General features: G+C 37.4%; 14 protein-coding genes. 1 reads left to right on the plus strand and 13 read right to left on the minus strand.

Going from position 1 to position 16,702, the window contains the following annotated elements; all coding sequences use genetic code 11:
• Positions 1–8: 8 nt before the first annotated feature.
• The 12 genes from ALPR1_RS12065 to ALPR1_RS12115 form a co-directional block, all read right to left on the minus strand.
• A complete protein-coding gene (locus ALPR1_RS12065; protein WP_008201029.1) occupies positions 9–2,810 on the minus strand; it encodes a hypothetical protein in 2,802 nt (933 codons plus the stop codon).
• The gene (locus ALPR1_RS12070) at positions 2,798–5,950 is read right to left on the minus strand and encodes a baseplate J/gp47 family protein (RefSeq protein WP_008201031.1); all 3,153 of its coding nucleotides are present in this window, start codon (positions 5,948–5,950) and stop codon (positions 2,798–2,800) included. The genes ALPR1_RS12065 and ALPR1_RS12070 overlap by 13 nt, the downstream gene beginning before the upstream one ends.
• A 10-nt stretch (positions 5,951–5,960) precedes the next feature.
• Positions 5,961–6,374, minus strand: a complete 414-nt coding sequence (locus ALPR1_RS12075; RefSeq protein WP_008201033.1) for a GPW/gp25 family protein — start codon at positions 6,372–6,374, stop codon at positions 5,961–5,963.
• 1 nt (position 6,375) lies between these two features.
• The gene (locus ALPR1_RS12080; protein WP_008201035.1) at positions 6,376–6,666 is read right to left on the minus strand and encodes a PAAR domain-containing protein; all 291 of its coding nucleotides are present in this window, start codon (positions 6,664–6,666) and stop codon (positions 6,376–6,378) included.
• A gap of 57 nt (positions 6,667–6,723) precedes the next feature.
• Positions 6,724–8,469, minus strand: coding sequence for a type VI secretion system tip protein VgrG (vgrG, locus tag ALPR1_RS12085; RefSeq protein ID WP_008201037.1), 1,746 nt, complete (start codon positions 8,467–8,469; stop codon positions 6,724–6,726).
• Positions 8,470–9,156, minus strand: a complete 687-nt coding sequence (locus ALPR1_RS12090) for a CIS tube protein (protein WP_008201039.1) — start codon at positions 9,154–9,156, stop codon at positions 8,470–8,472.
• A gap of 3 nt (positions 9,157–9,159) precedes the next feature.
• A complete protein-coding gene (locus tag ALPR1_RS20950; RefSeq protein WP_008201041.1) occupies positions 9,160–9,318 on the minus strand; it encodes a DUF5908 family protein in 159 nt (52 codons plus the stop codon).
• Positions 9,318–9,761: a phage tail protein gene (locus ALPR1_RS12095; protein ID WP_008201044.1), complete on the minus strand. Its 444-nt coding sequence runs from the start codon at positions 9,759–9,761 to the stop codon at positions 9,318–9,320. Before ALPR1_RS12095 ends, ALPR1_RS20950 begins: the two co-directional genes overlap by 1 nt.
• 6 nt (positions 9,762–9,767) lie before the next feature.
• Positions 9,768–10,196, minus strand: a complete 429-nt coding sequence (locus ALPR1_RS12100) for a phage tail protein (protein WP_008201046.1) — start codon at positions 10,194–10,196, stop codon at positions 9,768–9,770.
• An 82-nt stretch (positions 10,197–10,278) separates the two neighbouring features.
• On the minus strand, positions 10,279–12,357 hold the full coding sequence (locus tag ALPR1_RS12105; protein WP_008201047.1) for a phage tail sheath family protein: 2,079 nt from the start codon (positions 12,355–12,357) through the stop codon (positions 10,279–10,281).
• A gap of 12 nt (positions 12,358–12,369) precedes the next feature.
• A complete protein-coding gene (locus tag ALPR1_RS12110; protein ID WP_008201048.1) occupies positions 12,370–13,224 on the minus strand; it encodes a hypothetical protein in 855 nt (284 codons plus the stop codon).
• A 3-nt stretch (positions 13,225–13,227) separates the two neighbouring features.
• Complete coding sequence (locus tag ALPR1_RS12115; protein ID WP_008201049.1) at positions 13,228–13,821, minus strand: DUF4255 domain-containing protein; 594 nt, start codon at positions 13,819–13,821, stop codon at positions 13,228–13,230.
• A gap of 507 nt (positions 13,822–14,328) precedes the next feature.
• Here ALPR1_RS12115 and ALPR1_RS12120 point away from each other — a divergent pair.
• Positions 14,329–15,093 carry a LuxR C-terminal-related transcriptional regulator gene (locus tag ALPR1_RS12120; protein ID WP_008201050.1) on the plus strand — a complete coding sequence of 255 codons (765 nt, stop codon included), beginning with the start codon at positions 14,329–14,331 and terminating at the stop codon, positions 15,091–15,093.
• A gap of 26 nt (positions 15,094–15,119) precedes the next feature.
• Here ALPR1_RS12120 and ALPR1_RS12125 read toward each other — a convergent pair whose 3' ends face one another.
• A complete protein-coding gene (locus ALPR1_RS12125) occupies positions 15,120–16,619 on the minus strand; it encodes a sulfatase (RefSeq protein ID WP_008201052.1) in 1,500 nt (499 codons plus the stop codon).
• Between the last annotated feature and the right edge of the window lie 83 nt (positions 16,620–16,702).

Consider the following 16,702-nt stretch of genomic DNA (forward strand, 5'->3'; position numbering starts at 1 on the left):
GGTAAAGATTAAAGAGTTCCCAAATTCGTTTTTCCAAGAATTAATTTGCCATCCAATTCTTCTTCCTCATCCTCACAATCGTATAGTCGACCTGTGGGATAAATAGTATGAAGCCCAGTAAGAGAGCTTGTCATTTCATTTAATACTTGATTGTATTTATTCATTGATGCTATAAAGCCTTTCCTCTTATGAATATCAGTCAATTCAAAGAGGTAGTTCTTATAGGCTTTTTCAAAAATCTCCAATTGATTTTCCTTGAAAATCGGGGTCTCTGGATTCTCTACATCTTCTTGAAAAAGCTCTGGTTCTTCTCCTTTTCTGTAGCCTATCCAGCAGATTTTTGCTACGATATGTGCAGGCAGTTCTTCTCTGATTAGATTTTCGAGGTAGTCCCTAAAGTCCTTATTTGCAAAACGATAAGTAAACCCTGGCAAGACGATGCTTACCCTAAAGGAATATGGGTCAATCATTTTACAGTTCTCGTAATCATCTGAGCAAAAAGGAAGAAAATTTCCTTCGATGTATTCTTTTCCAGCATCAGTTTGCATTGCTAAATACTCAGGATCAAGTGGGCTCGGACGTAGTAAAATATGCTCTACTAAATAGATCCCTTCTTCTGTAAACGTATACTTAATAAAATTCAAAAGTGAAATTGCACCAAGAACGGCCTGAGTTCGATCTGGATAATAGGTATACTGTTTTGCAACAATGAAATCAGAACTTGACTCAGAGTCAATTACAGGATTGATTATGTCAAAACTGAACTTATTTGAAGTGGCGGCTTTATGAAAATGGAAACTTCCAGCTTCATTTTCATTTCTAAAATTAACTTCTAAAAGCTTCTCTAAATCACTTAATGGGGTTTCCAGTATTTTGAGAATTGCAAAGTACATCTCATTACCTGCTGAATTATAAGTAGGATACGAAGTTGTAGCTGATAACAAAACCTTCCCATTTTCATCTCTTATCCTCCAGCGATAAACCCAATTTCCATCTACATGTTCGTACCGATAAATCTCAACAGCAGTATCAGATAAATTTCTTCTACTATAATCTTTAACACCTACCAGTTTCGAAATTCTCTTTTGAGCTCCTGATACATTTAGCGTATCCCAAAGATTGTCATTGCTTTGCTCATAAAAATTAAATCCCTCTCCTCTTTCTCTACTGATCTCTTTGTATTCTCGAAGGAAGCTTTGCTTGTCCTGTAGCACAATCTCATCAGTACTTTCACCATAAAGGAATTTCATTAAAAATGCATAACTGCTAAAGTTCTCCGCAAATCTGGCGATCAAGTGATCCATCAATTGGTTCCTTCTCTCAATGGTATCATCTAACTTTCCTATAAGCGATTTGGTTAGCTCCTCATCATTTTCAAGTAAAGTCGGGTCTTTAAACAACTCCTCTACATCTTTAATGTCTTTTATTGCTTGCGTGAAATAGGTAAAACTAGGGCCTTGATCTAGGGAGAGTAAGGATTTTATCTTTGAAAGGTGTTCGAAATAGGAAGCTAGAATCTGATCAAAAAACAAAAGGTATCCTTTTAACTGTCTTGCCAGAACAGCCCTTTTTACACCCAATTTTGGAGGTAATCCTATATCACTGATTCCATACGTTTCGGGAAATTCATGTTGAATAGAGCTGTATTCTCCCCAGTCAGCGAAGGTTCCCTGAGGAATTGCAGGCTCTAAATCATCCTTAGCTTTTAAATCATTTTCAAGCCTGGAGGCTAAAATTTTAGATTTATGATTATCGACTCTTACAGGATTAAGATTAATAGGTAAAATGCCTTTAAAGTAATTGATCGTTGTCTTTTTACAGAGTTTAGGTTTCTTATTTTCTGGAATGCAGATTACCCATTGATTATTTTCGATCCCATCATTTTCATCACAATTCCCAAGAGTGATTTCCTTAACTATTTTCACTCCATCAATCGACATGATGATATTGATAATATCAGACAATCGCACTTCTTTCCTGAGTTCGGATGCTTTTAGTTCAACCGTATCAATAAATCCATTTTCTAAAAAAGGACCTTCAAAAATCTCATCCATAGTGTACCCTTTATCCACCATTTGTTTTAAAGAATAATGGCGGGGTGATGGAGCCAAATAATCCTCAATGGCAATCAAGATCTGAGCATGAATGAGCTCTTCATCTGCCTCAGGAGCCACCTCAACATTGGCACATACTGAGATCGGTTCAGTAGCTACTTTTTCAACTTTTATTAAGTCTTCGCATAGATTTCTATTTGCATGAAACTTGGTAAATACCGCTTTTTCAAGTGATTCAGAAAGCACCTTGTCAGCATCCTCAGTTTCTACTAAAATTCTATACAAGCCCTTTAGATCAAACTGTGCTTTTTGGTTTTCTTTTAAATCTTCCCATATAGTTTTCTCATAGGATAACTTTTGATTTTTTAGGTCTGCAAAAACAGTCACTCTTTCTCTTTTTATCCAACAGTTCTTTATGCCTTCTATATCAATGAATAATTTTCTAAGGTCCAATTCACTGGTTGGTGCGGAAGGCAAAATCTCTTGAACTTTGTAAAATTGTCCTTTGACCCCTCCTTCTTCATTTGCTATTAAATCCTCTATCGGTATGTTGATCCTGTTACCAAGGTCTGAAATCGCATAGCAAAGAACCTCAAGCATGGTAATACCAGGGTCATGGGTATTATAATCCGTCCAAAAATTGCTTCCCAGCTCTTTGATATAACGAATCCCTTCTTCTCTCAAAAAATGGAAATCCAGATCGTCTTTGGAAGACATATCTTTAGGAATGCTGATATGCTTATTTAATGTTGACATTCTTCTTCATTATTTAAGGATATGCTTGAGCAATTTTGAGTGATGGGAGTTACAAGATGCTCCTTTGCAGATACAAGAATAGATTTGGGGTTACTTGGTTGGATATACTCTTTCTCTGTTGTTTCAATAAAAATGGGGTTGCAAGGAGATGAACCAGCTTGACGCTTTAACAATCTCAAATCAGTGATATAATCAACATAAGTCAATTGCTCCAAGTAATGAATCATTTGGCTTCTATGTAAAGTCACTCCAAATTCCACCGAGCTTTCCTGATCATAAGCCCAAGGAGAAAGGAATTTCTTGATATCCTCTTTCACCTTGGTTAAATAAAAACTGACATCCAGCCCCTCTCTAAATTTTACTTTTACATCCACCTTGACTTCCTCATAATTGGGATTGATTACTTTAGCTTGCACGTGAAATGAATTAAGTTCATTAACAAATGCTGCTACATCGTTTAATGTGCCTTGGCTAACTCTAGGCTGATAAATATCAAAGACTGATTGCTGCACCGTATCTGGAACCAAGATCAAAGTAGCATTCCCCGGAGATTGGAATGAAGAGGAACAAGTATGGTTCAGGCACTTTACTTTATAGACTTTTGGAAATTTCTGAAGAATTAGGTGTTCATAATCCCAAAGTGTAATAGCTCTTTTTTTATGCCTTAAACGCTCACTTACTCTTCTATAATAATCCTCATCGGATTCTTGAGCCTTACCTTTTGTCGATGGATAGGGCTGTTGAATGGATTTAATCCAGCTCAGCCGCTCCTGCAGCTTGCTGATTGTCTCGGCAGGCAATCCCTTTTCCAAATGATTCCCTGAACTGCCCTGATCCTCAAAAACAGCTTCTACAGCTTGAGCATGAATGTTAATGAGCTGGCTTACCACATCAAAAGGTTTTACCATACTAGCCTTTATCCAATGATAACCAGGAGGTAAAACTGTATTATCAAGGTTTGCTTGTTTGGGTATGGAAAACTGAAAAATTCCCGACTTTAAAAATCTGGGAGTTTGGTTTTGAATGATCTCACCACTTTGAAAATCCTGCCATTGGTTTTGGCTTAAGTACTGCCATTTTATTTTTTGATTTCCGGTAAAAATATCTGTGATGTCTGGGTTTTCACTCCCTTCCAAAAACTGAAGTAATAGGGTTACCTGTTGAAGGTTTTTACCATTTTCCAAACCAATATACAGCTCGCCCCCATGGCAATAATCAGGTACTAGATATAATGAATTATCGGTATCCCCCGGAGTAAAAACTTGTTGAAAACCAAAGGGCATTTCATGAATGAGGGAAACTTGGTTTTCTGAACTACTAGAGCTAAAATCAATAGATGAAATAGCGGTATATCCCAACACTAAATTTTCAGCTAAAGGGGCATAGGGCTCATTAGGCAACAATTCTATGGTAGGGTCTGTATCTTTTGATATTGCAACCAAAGTAAAATAATGGGCATATTTTTCATGGAGAAAAGAACGTTCTAAGCTTATTTTCAGCTCTTTTTTTAACCCACTTTCCCATACCCCATTTTCAATTTGAAACTCAAAATCGGATTCATACCCTCCACCCGATTTTTCAGAAAATAATTGGTCAGAATCATTTGATGATTTCGGGAAGCTCTTCACAGAAAAATAATCCATATCAGATACCAGAGGTTCATCATCTCCAATAGTGTAAGCTGAATAGTGGTTAACCAAATTTTCTGGCAAATTCAGATAATCCATTTGATAGGATATGGCTGTTACCGGCTTTTCCATTGCCTCTGGATACTTGACAATAAATGATGAACCTTTTATGGGGCGTGGACCAAATGGAAAAAATGGTTTTTGGGGATTTAAAACTCCCAGATCATTTTCTAGCTGAACACTCGTTATATCGCTAACCTCAACAGTTATTTTCAGATCCGTTAGTACATTCTCATTAAACAATCGATATAAATTATAGCCTTCTTTTTCATTGGTTTTAAACAAGACCCTCAGTAATGGTTCGTCTACTTCATAACTTCCCTCATGGAGTTCTGTCTGATAGGGAACTACTGCGGGTTGCTCACTATCAAGAGTCAATGAAAGCTTCATTTTTTTTGAGCCCGAATTTATCCCACTGTCACTTTTAAGAGTCATAGGAAGGCCTGCGATCCATCCTTTCTCTCCTGTTAGCTCGATGGACATCGCCTTATTTAATGCAGTATAATCTTCCCCATTTGGCAAAATGGGTTTATTGAAAGTAAACTCCAGAATAATATCCCGAGTACCTTCAGATAGTTTTAACAGTTTACTGGATATAGAACACCCCAATCTCGCTTTAGGAAGTGCTGGGAGTACGGTAGAAGCATTGCAAATTTTGGTATAGCCAAAAGGCCACCATTTTTCAGAACCTTTGGGAAAATCTTCCCCTAAGCCATCGAATGAATTTGCCATAGGAGCCATGACAAAAGTACCTGTACTAATTGGGGTATTTAATTCTTTGATTTCCTCTTTTTCTACCGAAATCTCATTATACAAGCTTTTCAGCTGGCCAACCTTGGTTTTATTGAGAACCGTTTCAAAAGATGTCAGGTAAGTGTTTTTCTTCCCAGTATCGTCTTTACCACCATCTACTTCAGTTCCTTCATCAAGCTTTTCCTGAGACACGTTTTTTGCCAGCTCAAAAATTAAGAATACATGATCTGGACTTAAAGCTTGCTTTTCAAGATGAAGTATTTCTTGATAGTAAAAATCAAGATGCCTTTTGGTGAGTTGATTAAATCGCTTTTTACTGGTTTCTAATAATTTCAGAAAGGAAACAAAAAGGGTCAAATGTGGAGTCAGCTTTCCAGATTGATCATATGCTGCGAGAAATTCCTCAATATTTCCCCTCAGTTTCTCGAAATCATCTAAATTCTCAATATCACTGATTAAGGTCTTATCCGAAACTATAGTGGAAAAGAAATTCCTCCAGTCTCCTAAGGGTTCATTTGCTAAATCACTTGGAAAAAAATGAATTTTTCTAGCAAAATTAAGGGCAAAAATCAACCAATCGCTCAATTCAAAATCCTGCAATTGAACACTTTCAGGAGCCAGTTTAGGGTCAAGGAGATCCCTCCTTCCCGTTCCGTCTCTTTTTAGTGTAGTGACAATATGATTGCAGTTTTCGCTCATACTTTACTTTTTAAATATTAGTACCCTCTTCTAAATAAAAAGGATAGACCATGTTCTTTCTGGAATTGGTTGCTCTGACGATGTATTGAAGGTGGATAAGAAGCTCACCTTCTATCTCATTGCCCTGAGTGATATCAATTTTCTCAGGATCAATTCTAGGCTCATGGTATAGAATCGCATTTTTTATCAGCTCAATAACATAGGTTTTGAGGGTTCGATTGATTGGGCTGAACAACAGCTCATCCAGATTACACCCATAGGTGGGTTGCATGATTCGCTCACCGATTTTGGTACTGAAGAGAATCTCCAGGCTTTTTTGAATATCCTCCACACCCGAGGTGGTTTTCACCTGCCCAATACTCGTTTCAAATTCTGGTGGAAATCCCCAACCTGTACCTAAAAAATCTTTACTTTTTTCCATCATCTCATCCAATTAAAACTGTGAATTCGCCTAAGACTATACTACCTCCATGGGCGGTTGAATCACCTAATCTTGCTGCTGGCATTCCTCCAATCAAAACAGATGATGACCCCATGACAATGCTATCTGGTGGACCCGTACAAGTAGCCATGTCCCCCACTCTGGCAGCTGGCATTCCTCCAATCAAAACGGTGGGTTCACCCGGGGGCATAATAGGACCTCCTACATGAGGGACAACCCCTGTTACCATAGGACAAACATGCATATCGGTAGCTCTTGCTGCTGGCATTCCCATCTTTATTGGTTTATCTAGTTAAAATTTTATTCAAGTTGTAATTCACTCTATTTCTTATCAATTAATCTGAACAAGCGAGCCTTTCAGAACTGCAACAGCGCTTGTACTAACTTCAGCCCCCGCTGAACCTTCGGCTTTGAATTCTGCATTCGCTTTGATGTTGACATTAGTACCTTCTAGATTGATATCACCAGAAGCTTTCAAATTCATATCCTTGGCGGACTCCATGGTGATTCCATCACTATCCATTACAGTTTTGTTTCCGTTTTGATCTTCAATGGTGATACTACCTGCATCATCATCTAAAGTCACTAGGTTTCCTGTTGGGGTTTCAATTTGGAGGATGGACTTTTCATCATTAAAAATCATTTTAATGCCAGATCGGGTTTGAATTCCCTTTTCATGATTATCATTTGAAGCTTCTATAGGATTTGGATTGGCGCTGCTATGGAGCATTCCCAAGACAACTGCATCATTGGGATCCTCATTGATGAAGCCTACAATTACTTCATCTTCAATTTCTGGCCTAAACGTTATCCCTCGTTCATTTCCAGCGTCTGGAAAAGCCTGTCTGCACCAAACTCCCTCTTCTTCATTATTGATGATGGGAATTTTTACCTTGATCCTATCCTCACCATCTGGATCCTCCAAATCAGTCACCAAACCCACATGAAGACCGCTGATTGCTGCGGTAAGTCCCGCTGCAGGAGGCGTATGAATATTTGACTCTGATTCAGAAAACCATTCCGGGTTCAAGCCAAATTGCGCATCTACAGTCCAATTACCTTCTGAAATTTGATGGTTAACCCCTGTGATAAAGACTTTTCCATTAAATCGATCACCTACCCCTTCCAATAGCAAATTTACTCCGGGTTTAACCGTTGGTATACCTTGAAATTTTATCCTACCTCTCGTTTTTGCCAATTGCTGAAATGTCCATTTCGCATTAGCCCATTCCTGCAAACTGCCATCTTTTTTACTTCCTCCATGGCGCAAGACTTCTTCTTCTTGGTCGAATAAACTTGCAAGATCTGAAGAGCTAATATTTCCATTGGTTTCCAGTGAGGGGTCTACACCTTCTTTCTCAAGTAATTCTTGATCAGACATGTTCCATGCTTGTGAAACCACTTTAGGTAGCTGATTTCTTGCATCCATTTCAGCATCAAACTCTAATATGGTGGCTCCAAAAGTAACCGTCTCCAGAGCTTCCGAACTCAAATCAGGTTTTTGAATGCTTACCTTTCCATCGTCAACTAAGCAAAGTAGCCCGTTAGCTTGTAGCCTCAACATCATAAAATCCCAATCCGTCACATCGTATTGAACTAGTTCAGTATGTTGGTTTTCTGTTGATGCTACATCTGCCTCCAATCCATGGTTACTAATCAACTCTTCCAAAATATCTGAATCGCTCAGCTCATAGAAATATTTACTTTTCCTTCTGAGAGTCATTTTCACAGCCATATCTCGTGACTCCACGATTAGGATGGATTGATTATTTCTGATTTTCAGGTTTTGACGAATGACTACTCCCTTAAAAATGGTTTCATCATCTGAATGGTATCCTACCGTAATTTCGATTTCCTTTCCAGGAACAAAATGATCTGAATTACTTACTTTAAAATCTCTTTCAGCAGCATCTCCATCTAAGATAACCAAGCGTGCGGTGGGGATTCGGTTCACCTCTTTCGTAACCTGTATGCTTTTCACTTGATAGGTTCCAGGAATTTCACTCCCATCAATCAAGATTTTATGGGTTACTCTGTCCACACTTTGGCTTGTCTCTATGGTACCGCTGTTATTCATTTACTTCTGTTTTTGAAGGGGTGGGAAAATCAATTCTGTACCTGTTTTCAATCTTCGAAAGTTGGTTAGGCCATTGGCTTTAGCCACTTCCAAATAATATTTTGAATCACCATAAATTCGATAGGTCATTAAAGGAAGTGTATCTCCCTCTTTTACCGTTCGGTAATGACTCATATCCGGAGATTGATTATTCTCTTGGGCAGTTCTTAATTCCTCCTCTACAAACTCTCCGATCTTGGTCGTTGCCATGGCTCTAATAGGTGTACCATCAGGTCTAAAGAGCTTATATTCAATATCCATCTCCTTTAAGTAGCCTTTAAACAAAAGGCTACCCCAGGTAATCATCAGGTAATTGGGTTTATGTTTTTCCCCATTGTAATCGTATACCACTTTTTTAAAGTGATCTATGTCATTTATGATCCCGTCCTCTGTTACTTCATAACCTGCAATGACTCCCGTTCGATCAAACAAAAAATCGAATTCCAGTGTCTGAGGAAGTATTTTGTTGAATCGTATAGGCGCTGAGCTAGTCCCTGAAGCCTGATCTTCGTTTTGCTCAACCCTGTATTGAAACTTGTATTTTTCGGGATTAAGCAGCGTTATGAACTCTCCATTCTCCACTTCATCGGAGAATTTGGAATCCTTATAGGCTACAATTCTTAGCTTTTCCAGTTTACCTTCACTCATGACTTATCGCTCTTTTTGGCTTTTTAAAACATCTAGAACCTGCTCGACACATTGAGCAACGAGCTGTTGCTTATCTTCACCAGAAGAAGCCCCTCCTCGACCTGCATTATTACTATCATCCACAGTAATTTTTATATGCAATTCTTTAATTTCTATAGGCATCAGACAATCGTTTTGAAATAGTTATAAGACAGTTCTACAGATTCAATGGCCATTTTACTTTCCTGAGCATTAAAGTCCTCTACACTCCATTTTACAGGATAGGCATGAACGACATTCCAAGTCATCAATGGCTGGTGCTCTTCATTTAAAAGTTTTACGGTAAGGTCAATTGGCTTAAACTCAAAATCCTCTATTGCGTCCCTACACCAAGAAATCACCTTTGAATCAACCAATACCCCTCTTTTCAACACCAGATTAGGATACTTGGTCTTCACCGGAAACTTATGCTTAAACCTATTTTCTCCTCCCTCTGCAAACTCCTCCGTGTCAATATCCACTGAGAGCCCAGAAACAGACTGAAATTCATGGTCATTATTTTTAGCATCGATTCCGGTGAATTCAACCAGAAAATGAAAACTTGAAGGGGGATAATATGTAGCCATGGAGTATTACTCGTTTTGAATGACTAAACCTTCATGTGCCAATTCCATCGATTCAATAGCAACCTCGTTTCCGTCGCCTTTTAAATCTGTGGATTGAACTTTTAAAGGCCAGGCATTTTTCACTTTCCAGGTTACTACCGGTTCATGTTCTTCGTTCAACAAACTAATGGTAAGATCTCGTCTCTCCACTTTGTTTAAGTTGATCGTGTTATACCATTGAAAGTATTCATTGTCACTTTTAAAGGTTCCTCTTTTCAAGGTGATATTTGAAAACTTCTGCATTCCCGGCATTTTTATTTTGCTGTATTCAGGACTGGCTCCGTGACGATATTCTATGATTTCTGTTTCTAGGTCAAGACCTGAAACTTCGGTAAATCCGATTTTTGTTCCTCCCCACTCTACTGAGAAATGGAACTTGGATAATGGATAGCTCATGATTGTTAAATTTTAATATTGAGATAAAGATTTTGATTTTAAAAAGCAGCAGACCTCCAAAAGTCTAGGTCAAGCTGCTTTATTAAGACTCTTGCATTTTGTGAGAAAATTTCAAAATGATAAACTCTGCTGGTCTTACGACCGCCAATCCTATTTCAACATTCATGTTTCCTTCCAATATGTCTTGGGCTGTCATGGTTTGACCAAGACCTACTTTTACATAAAATGCATGCTCAGGTTTCGCTCCTGCTAAAGCTCCAGCTCTCCATTGAAGAATAAGGAAGTTTTCAATCATTGCTCGAACCCTCACCCAGGTATTCCCATCATTTGGCTCAAAGACAAACTGTTCAGTAGCTTTTTTAATAGATTCTTCCGCCATGTTAAAGAACCTCCTTACTGAAATATATCGCCATTCATTGTCATTTCCGGCTAGAGTTCTCGCTCCCCAAACCAAGGTTCCTTTTCCTACAAAGGATCGAATCGCATTCACTGATTTACCTGTTCCATGAACGTTCATTGATTCCTGCTCTTCATGAGAAACAGTGACACTAGGCTTGGACACATAATTCAAGCCTATGTTGGCTGGTGATTTCCAAACACCTCTATCGTTATCTACCCGGGCATAGGCCCCAGCCATAGATGAACTTGGAGGCAAAGTCACTTTATGACTATTGATCTCTAAAAGAATAGTATTATAAGTTGCATTGTCTAATGGCTCAATATCACTTAAAAGTCGGCCATTGAGTTTTCCATTGTTTACATCGATTGGTTCAGCAGCGCTTACAGCTGCAATGATATCGTCCAACCTAGTTCCTATATTCGCAAAAAGGTCCAATGTAACGCTAGCTGTTAAGCCAGTATTTACATCATAAGTCAATAATTTTTCAAATTCGGCAGAAAAATTCAGGGCATTGATTGAGAGGACATTTTCTACTTTTGTATTAGTATCTGCTTGTTTGATCTTGATTAAAAGATCGGAGAGATTTTTAGCAACAGACTCAATTTTATCTGCACCTTCAAAGTCCTCATTAAAAACATCCAAAGCATCTGAAATAGCTGTTTTTATGGCATTATCTTCTTCAGAGGAAGCAATGGCTGAATTGACATCTTTGTTTATCTCTTCTTTGGCATCAATAAGCTCATTGAGCGTAGACAATACTGATTCAACAAGAGAGGCAAAATTTGCCACCTTAACAGAATTGGTAGTGAAAGTCCCATCAATATCAAATCCATCAACATCGTCATACATGAAGCCCACTGCATCCGAAATTTCTCCAGATATATCAGGCAAAGACAAGTCTCTCAAGTCATCTAATATGGCATCTATAAAAGTGGGGCCATTTACCGCATTCAAATTATCCAGTGCTGTAGCAATAGCATTAGGATTATAAGACAGGTGCTGAATGACGATTTCATCTGCGCTGTATTGATAGTTGAGAATTGTTTGAACAAAAGGATAATATGCTGCACCATATTTCAGGTAATCTTTTGTCAAATTGATTCCATTTCTCAAAGCGGGAATAGGATCAAGATCTTCTACACCATCATTGTAAGTTTGGTCTGAGTAAGTATCCAAAATGGTAAACCTATCCTGCAGATCGTTGCATTGCATTAATGCACTATTATACAGAGAGTAAAACTCATCGTCTGTAGGCAAATTCGTGGCATCCGGAAATAATAGTAAGGTAGGTTCATCTTCCTTTCTAATCACAGCAAGTCCACTTTCTAAGTCACTGAAATTAATGGTCGGTGGAGTTTCGGAATCGCTCCAATCATCATAAACTCCCGTAGATACGATATAACATGGCCCACCTCCATTTGCAAAATACATCTGAAGGGAATAAAACATGAGGTAAGGAGATTTAAATGTAGGTTCCGGTACATTTATCGTCCTATTCTCGGCACCTTCAATCAAAGTGTCAGTCAGCTTTACTGTAATCCCTTGTTCATTCTGAGCTCCTCCATAATAGGTAGTGAAATCGAGCAACGATGAAATCCTCTTCGGCTTTAAAATTAAATCATCTGAATCCACAGAAGGTTTCGTTCTTGCAAACTGCGTATACCCTATAAAAGCTGGGATTGCGGTTTCTACTTGTGCTACAGAGGGGGGAAATTTGGTTATTTCCTCTATATAGACACCTGGTGTTTTATAAGTTGCCATAGTAAAAAAGGTTTAAATGAATATTTCTGAATAATTTTTGGTGGGGGTTATCTTAATCCTTCGTGCATCTGGATTTGGGAATACATATTTTTCAAAATGAGCAGGAGGACTAATGAAATCCGACTTTTTGTCCAATAGGATAAAACCGAATTTGGTCAGTGGATAGTCCTTTTTGGTTTCAGTTTCGAAATCGTCTTTTAGGTTAATATATTTCCAAGTAGATTTTCTGTTGCTAAAATGAATCTTAAAATGAGGCAGGGAGTTTTTTAGAGTGCCGTCATTGTTTATTAAACTTAAAACTGGCGTATCTCCTTTCATGTAGATTTGTATGATCCCCAATACACCACCTCCTGGATTTAAATGGGCTTCCTCCAATAGATGCTTTTTATTTTCACCTTCATACAGATATTCTTCTCCCACGGTACCGCTTTGATTTATTCGGTCAATAGGTTTGAAAGTAAAAGCTTCTGGAAGTACCGGAGTCTTATTAGAAAAATATAAAAGCTGATCAGCTAAATCCAGATCAGTATAATTTCCAAAATATTGATCTTTCAAGCTTAACAAAAACGTCATTGACTCGTCCTCATAAAGCTCGTTAAACGGCTGATTTTCTGTACCTGACTCCACTTTAATTGCAAGTATTATTGAATCATTAAAGGATTTAAAAAAGATCTTATTCCCTCTCATCATATGAGATGTTTTTTGGCTTGGATAGATCTCTAAAAAATCTTTCCAGTTATATGATTTCAGTTGAGTTTTTGACTCTTCCTCATTCATACTGCTAAAATCTTTTTCACCATCATTCAAAAAATAACTATGAAGGATATCCAGTTTTAAAAACGATCTGAAGCTTGATGAAACCTGCATAAATTATAGCGTTTCGTAGTTTCTGTGAATATTCGTAATCACTCCTTCTTCAGAAGTGGTAGCATCTCGATCTATGACTATTAGATTCAACTTATAAAAAACCGAGGGGTATTGTCTTCCTCCTAAAGTCCCCCAGATATAATTGAGCTCTTCAAAAGTTGGAGTAAACAACTCCATAGTGAATCTGAAATTTTTAACATTTTCCATTTCTTCCAAGTCCCGATCAAAGCTGGTATTGGATTGCGTAAAAACACTTTTATGTTGGAAAAATTCTAAAATCCTACTGAGATCACTTAAGGACTTTTTATAACCTGTCCTGTTCGCACAAAAAATCAAAAACAAGTTAATATTGAGTTTAGGGTTCTTATAGGTAACCTTCGTTCCTTCTAAAACATTATTGGGGAAATTTTTCATCGTGACCTCTTCCCGTAAATTAATCATAGAAAGGATCACCTTATTTTGGAGTTCTGTGGCAACGTCTTGTTGGGAATCAATCAAGGCGACGTTATTTAAAACCACCTCAGAATCCTCCATTTCTAATCCCTTAAAATTCTGGTTCACCTCATCCGTCAATATTTTTAAAACTTCAAAAATCATGGATCAAGAATGCGTTAAGTTTAAATATTCATTTAAAAATTACACCCGAAAAAAGATCGGTTCACTGATATTCTAATTAGCTACACTAAATAAATCAGCATACCACCTTAGGTTACAAGCTTTCCAATTGGAGAAAATTCACCCCAATTTCAATAAAGCACAACACCTAGAACTAGTCTTCATCACGATTGAAAAAACCTAGGGATTTTTTCATCAGGTCAAGCCATTTACTGAAAAATTGCTTATTCTTTCAAAAGAAATTTTTAAAAATCAATCATTTTAGAATGCATTTTTTCTGGTGCAAAAAGTCTTTTGCTTTGTACGAATGCAAAAGTGATTGATTACCTGAATTTTTAAATGAATTCACTTTAAATGTATTGATTTTCAGTATTTTAAAAAATACTCAAAATTAAGTAATTTAGTAGTCCTATTTTTAGGTCATTCATATTCAGAACTTTATAAATCTTATTATTTAAATCTAAAATTTTCAATTACATTTTTTTCGCCATGATTCAACCTAGTGACATCAAGCAGTTTATTGCCAAATCGGAGAGCAATAATTTTTGCAGGCAAAATCAAAATCCAGACAACCTCCTTGATATCAAATCCTATTTAAAAAAATCCTACCATACCTGTCTTTTAATAGACCATAGCACCATGGATTTTTTGTTTGCAATCAATGAAAGAGGCTACTTCAAAAATAATCCAGATGAAATTGTGCGATTAGGTTTAAACGCTGCATTGGAATTAATTCATCCGGATGATTTGCCTAGACAATCCCAAATTTTCTCGGATTACCTAAAAATTTATAACTCAATCCCTATGCATGAAAGAAAGTCCTTTACTTTTTGTAATGAGTTTAGATGTAGAGGAAAGGATGATAAATACAGATGGTTATTGCAATCTGTTAATTTTATTTCCACAAATGAGAAAGGTGCCCCAACTCTTTCATTTAGTAGCTATACAGATATTACAGCTATGAAAATTGGGGATTGCATGAATCTATACGTAGGAAAATATGATTCTTTAGGCGAATATAAAATCAGAAATACTTGTAAATACCCTTTAAAAAACGACTTGAGAATGCTTTCATCGAAGGAAATCAAAATTTTGAAGATGATCAGTGAGGGTATGCTTAGTAAACATATTGCAGAAAAATTAAACCTAAGCTTTCATACCATCAATACGCATCGAAGAAATATGTTAAAAAAAACCAAATGCAATACCTCCAGTGAAATGGTAAATCTTGCAAGAAACTGTGGCGTTATTTGAGGTTAATAAAACTCATTTTTTTTATTTTATTTAATGAGTTCATCAAATAAAATAGGTTCCCCTTCCCAATACCAAACACCGTCCTTTTCATATAAAATCCTATGCTTACTCCCTTCTGCCAATGGGGCGCTTGTCTTAGGCAACCATTTGGAGAGCTCTGCTTTCAACTCTCTATATTCATCTAGATAGGCTAAGTTTGACCATTCCTCATCGTCTCTATAATGATCGTACAATTCTTCTGATCCATCCGCATACTTAATATATCGCCACCTTTCTGTTCGCACTGCGTTATTTCCAGGGTTATGGGTTGTAATTGCAGGCTTTGTTCTTTTAGCATTGGCATCTTCGAGCTGTGGTTTCAAACTGATTCCTTCAACTGCATCATTTTTAGATAGGAGCGCCATTTCCACTAATGTTGGGTAAATATCCAAAAGCTCCACAGGCTGCGAGGATATGGCTCCTTTTGACACTCCAGGACCAGCGAATATTAAGGGAACATGAGTGGATCTTTCCCAAAGAGAATTTTTACCAGTAATATCCTTTTCTCCTAAATGATACCCATGGTCAGACCAAAAAACTATAATGGTATTTTCCGTCAGGTTATTTTCCTCCAATGCATCCAAAACTCTCCCCACTTGAGCATCCATAAAACTTATTGTTGCTAAATAGGCCCTTACTTTATTTTCCCATTCTTGGTTTGCGATAAGCCATGAAAGCCTAGGTTCAGGTAAATACCAATGTAAATTCCATGCAAAATCTGGTATGTCATTTCTATCTCCAAATGGTGCCAATGGGAGAATTATTTCATCTTTCGGGTAAAGATCAAACCACTTTTGAGAGGTGTAAAGAGGAACATGCGGTTTATTGAAACCAACTGCTAGGAAAAAAGGATTGCTATCTCCCCCTTTACCGATTTCATTTATTTGCTCTACCGCCCAAGATGCAACTTTATAATCATCCATTATAGAATCATGCTCCACTGGATATATTCCCCAATCAATCAGCGGATGATCAATCATATCCAAAGGGGCTTTAACAATCTTAGAGGGAGGAAATGGTCTATGTCCCCCATCGGGTCCCCAGTCCTGAAACTCTATCGCTCTTTCTGTTGGGGTAATTCCACCATGAAAAATTTTCCCGGTGGATAAGGTTCTATATCCTCTCTTCTCAAAATATTGAGGAAGAGTAACCACCTCTTTTGTTCTTTCTACCTCTCTATGCCTGGGTGCCAATCCATAAATCCCGGTGGTGGTAGGTCTTAATCCTGTAAGAATACTTACTCTGGATGGATTACATAGTGGTGCTTGAGCATGTGCATTAGTAAATAATGTCCCTCTATTTGCTAGGCGGTCAATATTGGGCGTTTTGACTTGAGGATGCCCATTTAACACTCCAATCCAATCATTCAAATCATCGCTAGCAATAAAAACTATATTCGGAGAATCACTTTTTTTATCGTTTTGGGAAAAAGAATTCGAAGTATTAAATACAAAAACGAAGAATAATAGCTTTAAATAATATTTCATTTCTAATCATTCATTTTAACCCTAATTACTATCAATCTAAAACTTGCAAAACAGGCCAATCACAGCTAATTCTACTTCTCAAT

The organism is Algoriphagus machipongonensis (assembly GCF_000166275.1).
In the GTDB taxonomy this organism is placed as follows: Bacteria; Bacteroidota; Bacteroidia; order Cytophagales; family Cyclobacteriaceae; genus Algoriphagus; species Algoriphagus machipongonensis.

What these genes read in the sequence shown, in the direction of transcription:
- ALPR1_RS12065 (WP_008201029.1), bottom strand. Translation starts at nt 2,810, where the DNA reads ATGTCAACATTAAATAAGCATATCAGCATTCCTAAAGATATGTCTTCC.
- ALPR1_RS12070 (WP_008201031.1), bottom strand. Translation starts at nt 5,950, where the DNA reads ATGAGCGAAAACTGCAATCATATTGTCACTACACTAAAAAGAGACGGA.
- ALPR1_RS12075 (WP_008201033.1), bottom strand. Translation starts at nt 6,374, where the DNA reads ATGATGGAAAAAAGTAAAGATTTTTTAGGTACAGGTTGGGGATTTCCA.
- ALPR1_RS12080 (WP_008201035.1), bottom strand. Translation starts at nt 6,666, where the DNA reads ATGGGAATGCCAGCAGCAAGAGCTACCGATATGCATGTTTGTCCTATG.
- vgrG (WP_008201037.1), bottom strand. Translation starts at nt 8,469, where the DNA reads ATGAATAACAGCGGTACCATAGAGACAAGCCAAAGTGTGGACAGAGTA.
- ALPR1_RS12090 (WP_008201039.1), bottom strand. Translation starts at nt 9,156, where the DNA reads ATGAGTGAAGGTAAACTGGAAAAGCTAAGAATTGTAGCCTATAAGGAT.
- ALPR1_RS20950 (WP_008201041.1), bottom strand. Translation starts at nt 9,318, where the DNA reads ATGCCTATAGAAATTAAAGAATTGCATATAAAAATTACTGTGGATGAT.
- ALPR1_RS12095 (WP_008201044.1), bottom strand. Translation starts at nt 9,761, where the DNA reads ATGGCTACATATTATCCCCCTTCAAGTTTTCATTTTCTGGTTGAATTC.
- ALPR1_RS12100 (WP_008201046.1), bottom strand. Translation starts at nt 10,196, where the DNA reads ATGAGCTATCCATTATCCAAGTTCCATTTCTCAGTAGAGTGGGGAGGA.
- ALPR1_RS12105 (WP_008201047.1), bottom strand. Translation starts at nt 12,357, where the DNA reads ATGGCAACTTATAAAACACCAGGTGTCTATATAGAGGAAATAACCAAA.
- ALPR1_RS12110 (WP_008201048.1), bottom strand. Translation starts at nt 13,224, where the DNA reads ATGCAGGTTTCATCAAGCTTCAGATCGTTTTTAAAACTGGATATCCTT.
- ALPR1_RS12115 (WP_008201049.1), bottom strand. Translation starts at nt 13,821, where the DNA reads ATGATTTTTGAAGTTTTAAAAATATTGACGGATGAGGTGAACCAGAAT.
- ALPR1_RS12120 (WP_008201050.1), top strand. Translation starts at nt 14,329, where the DNA reads ATGATTCAACCTAGTGACATCAAGCAGTTTATTGCCAAATCGGAGAGC.
- ALPR1_RS12125 (WP_008201052.1), bottom strand. Translation starts at nt 16,619, where the DNA reads ATGAAATATTATTTAAAGCTATTATTCTTCGTTTTTGTATTTAATACT.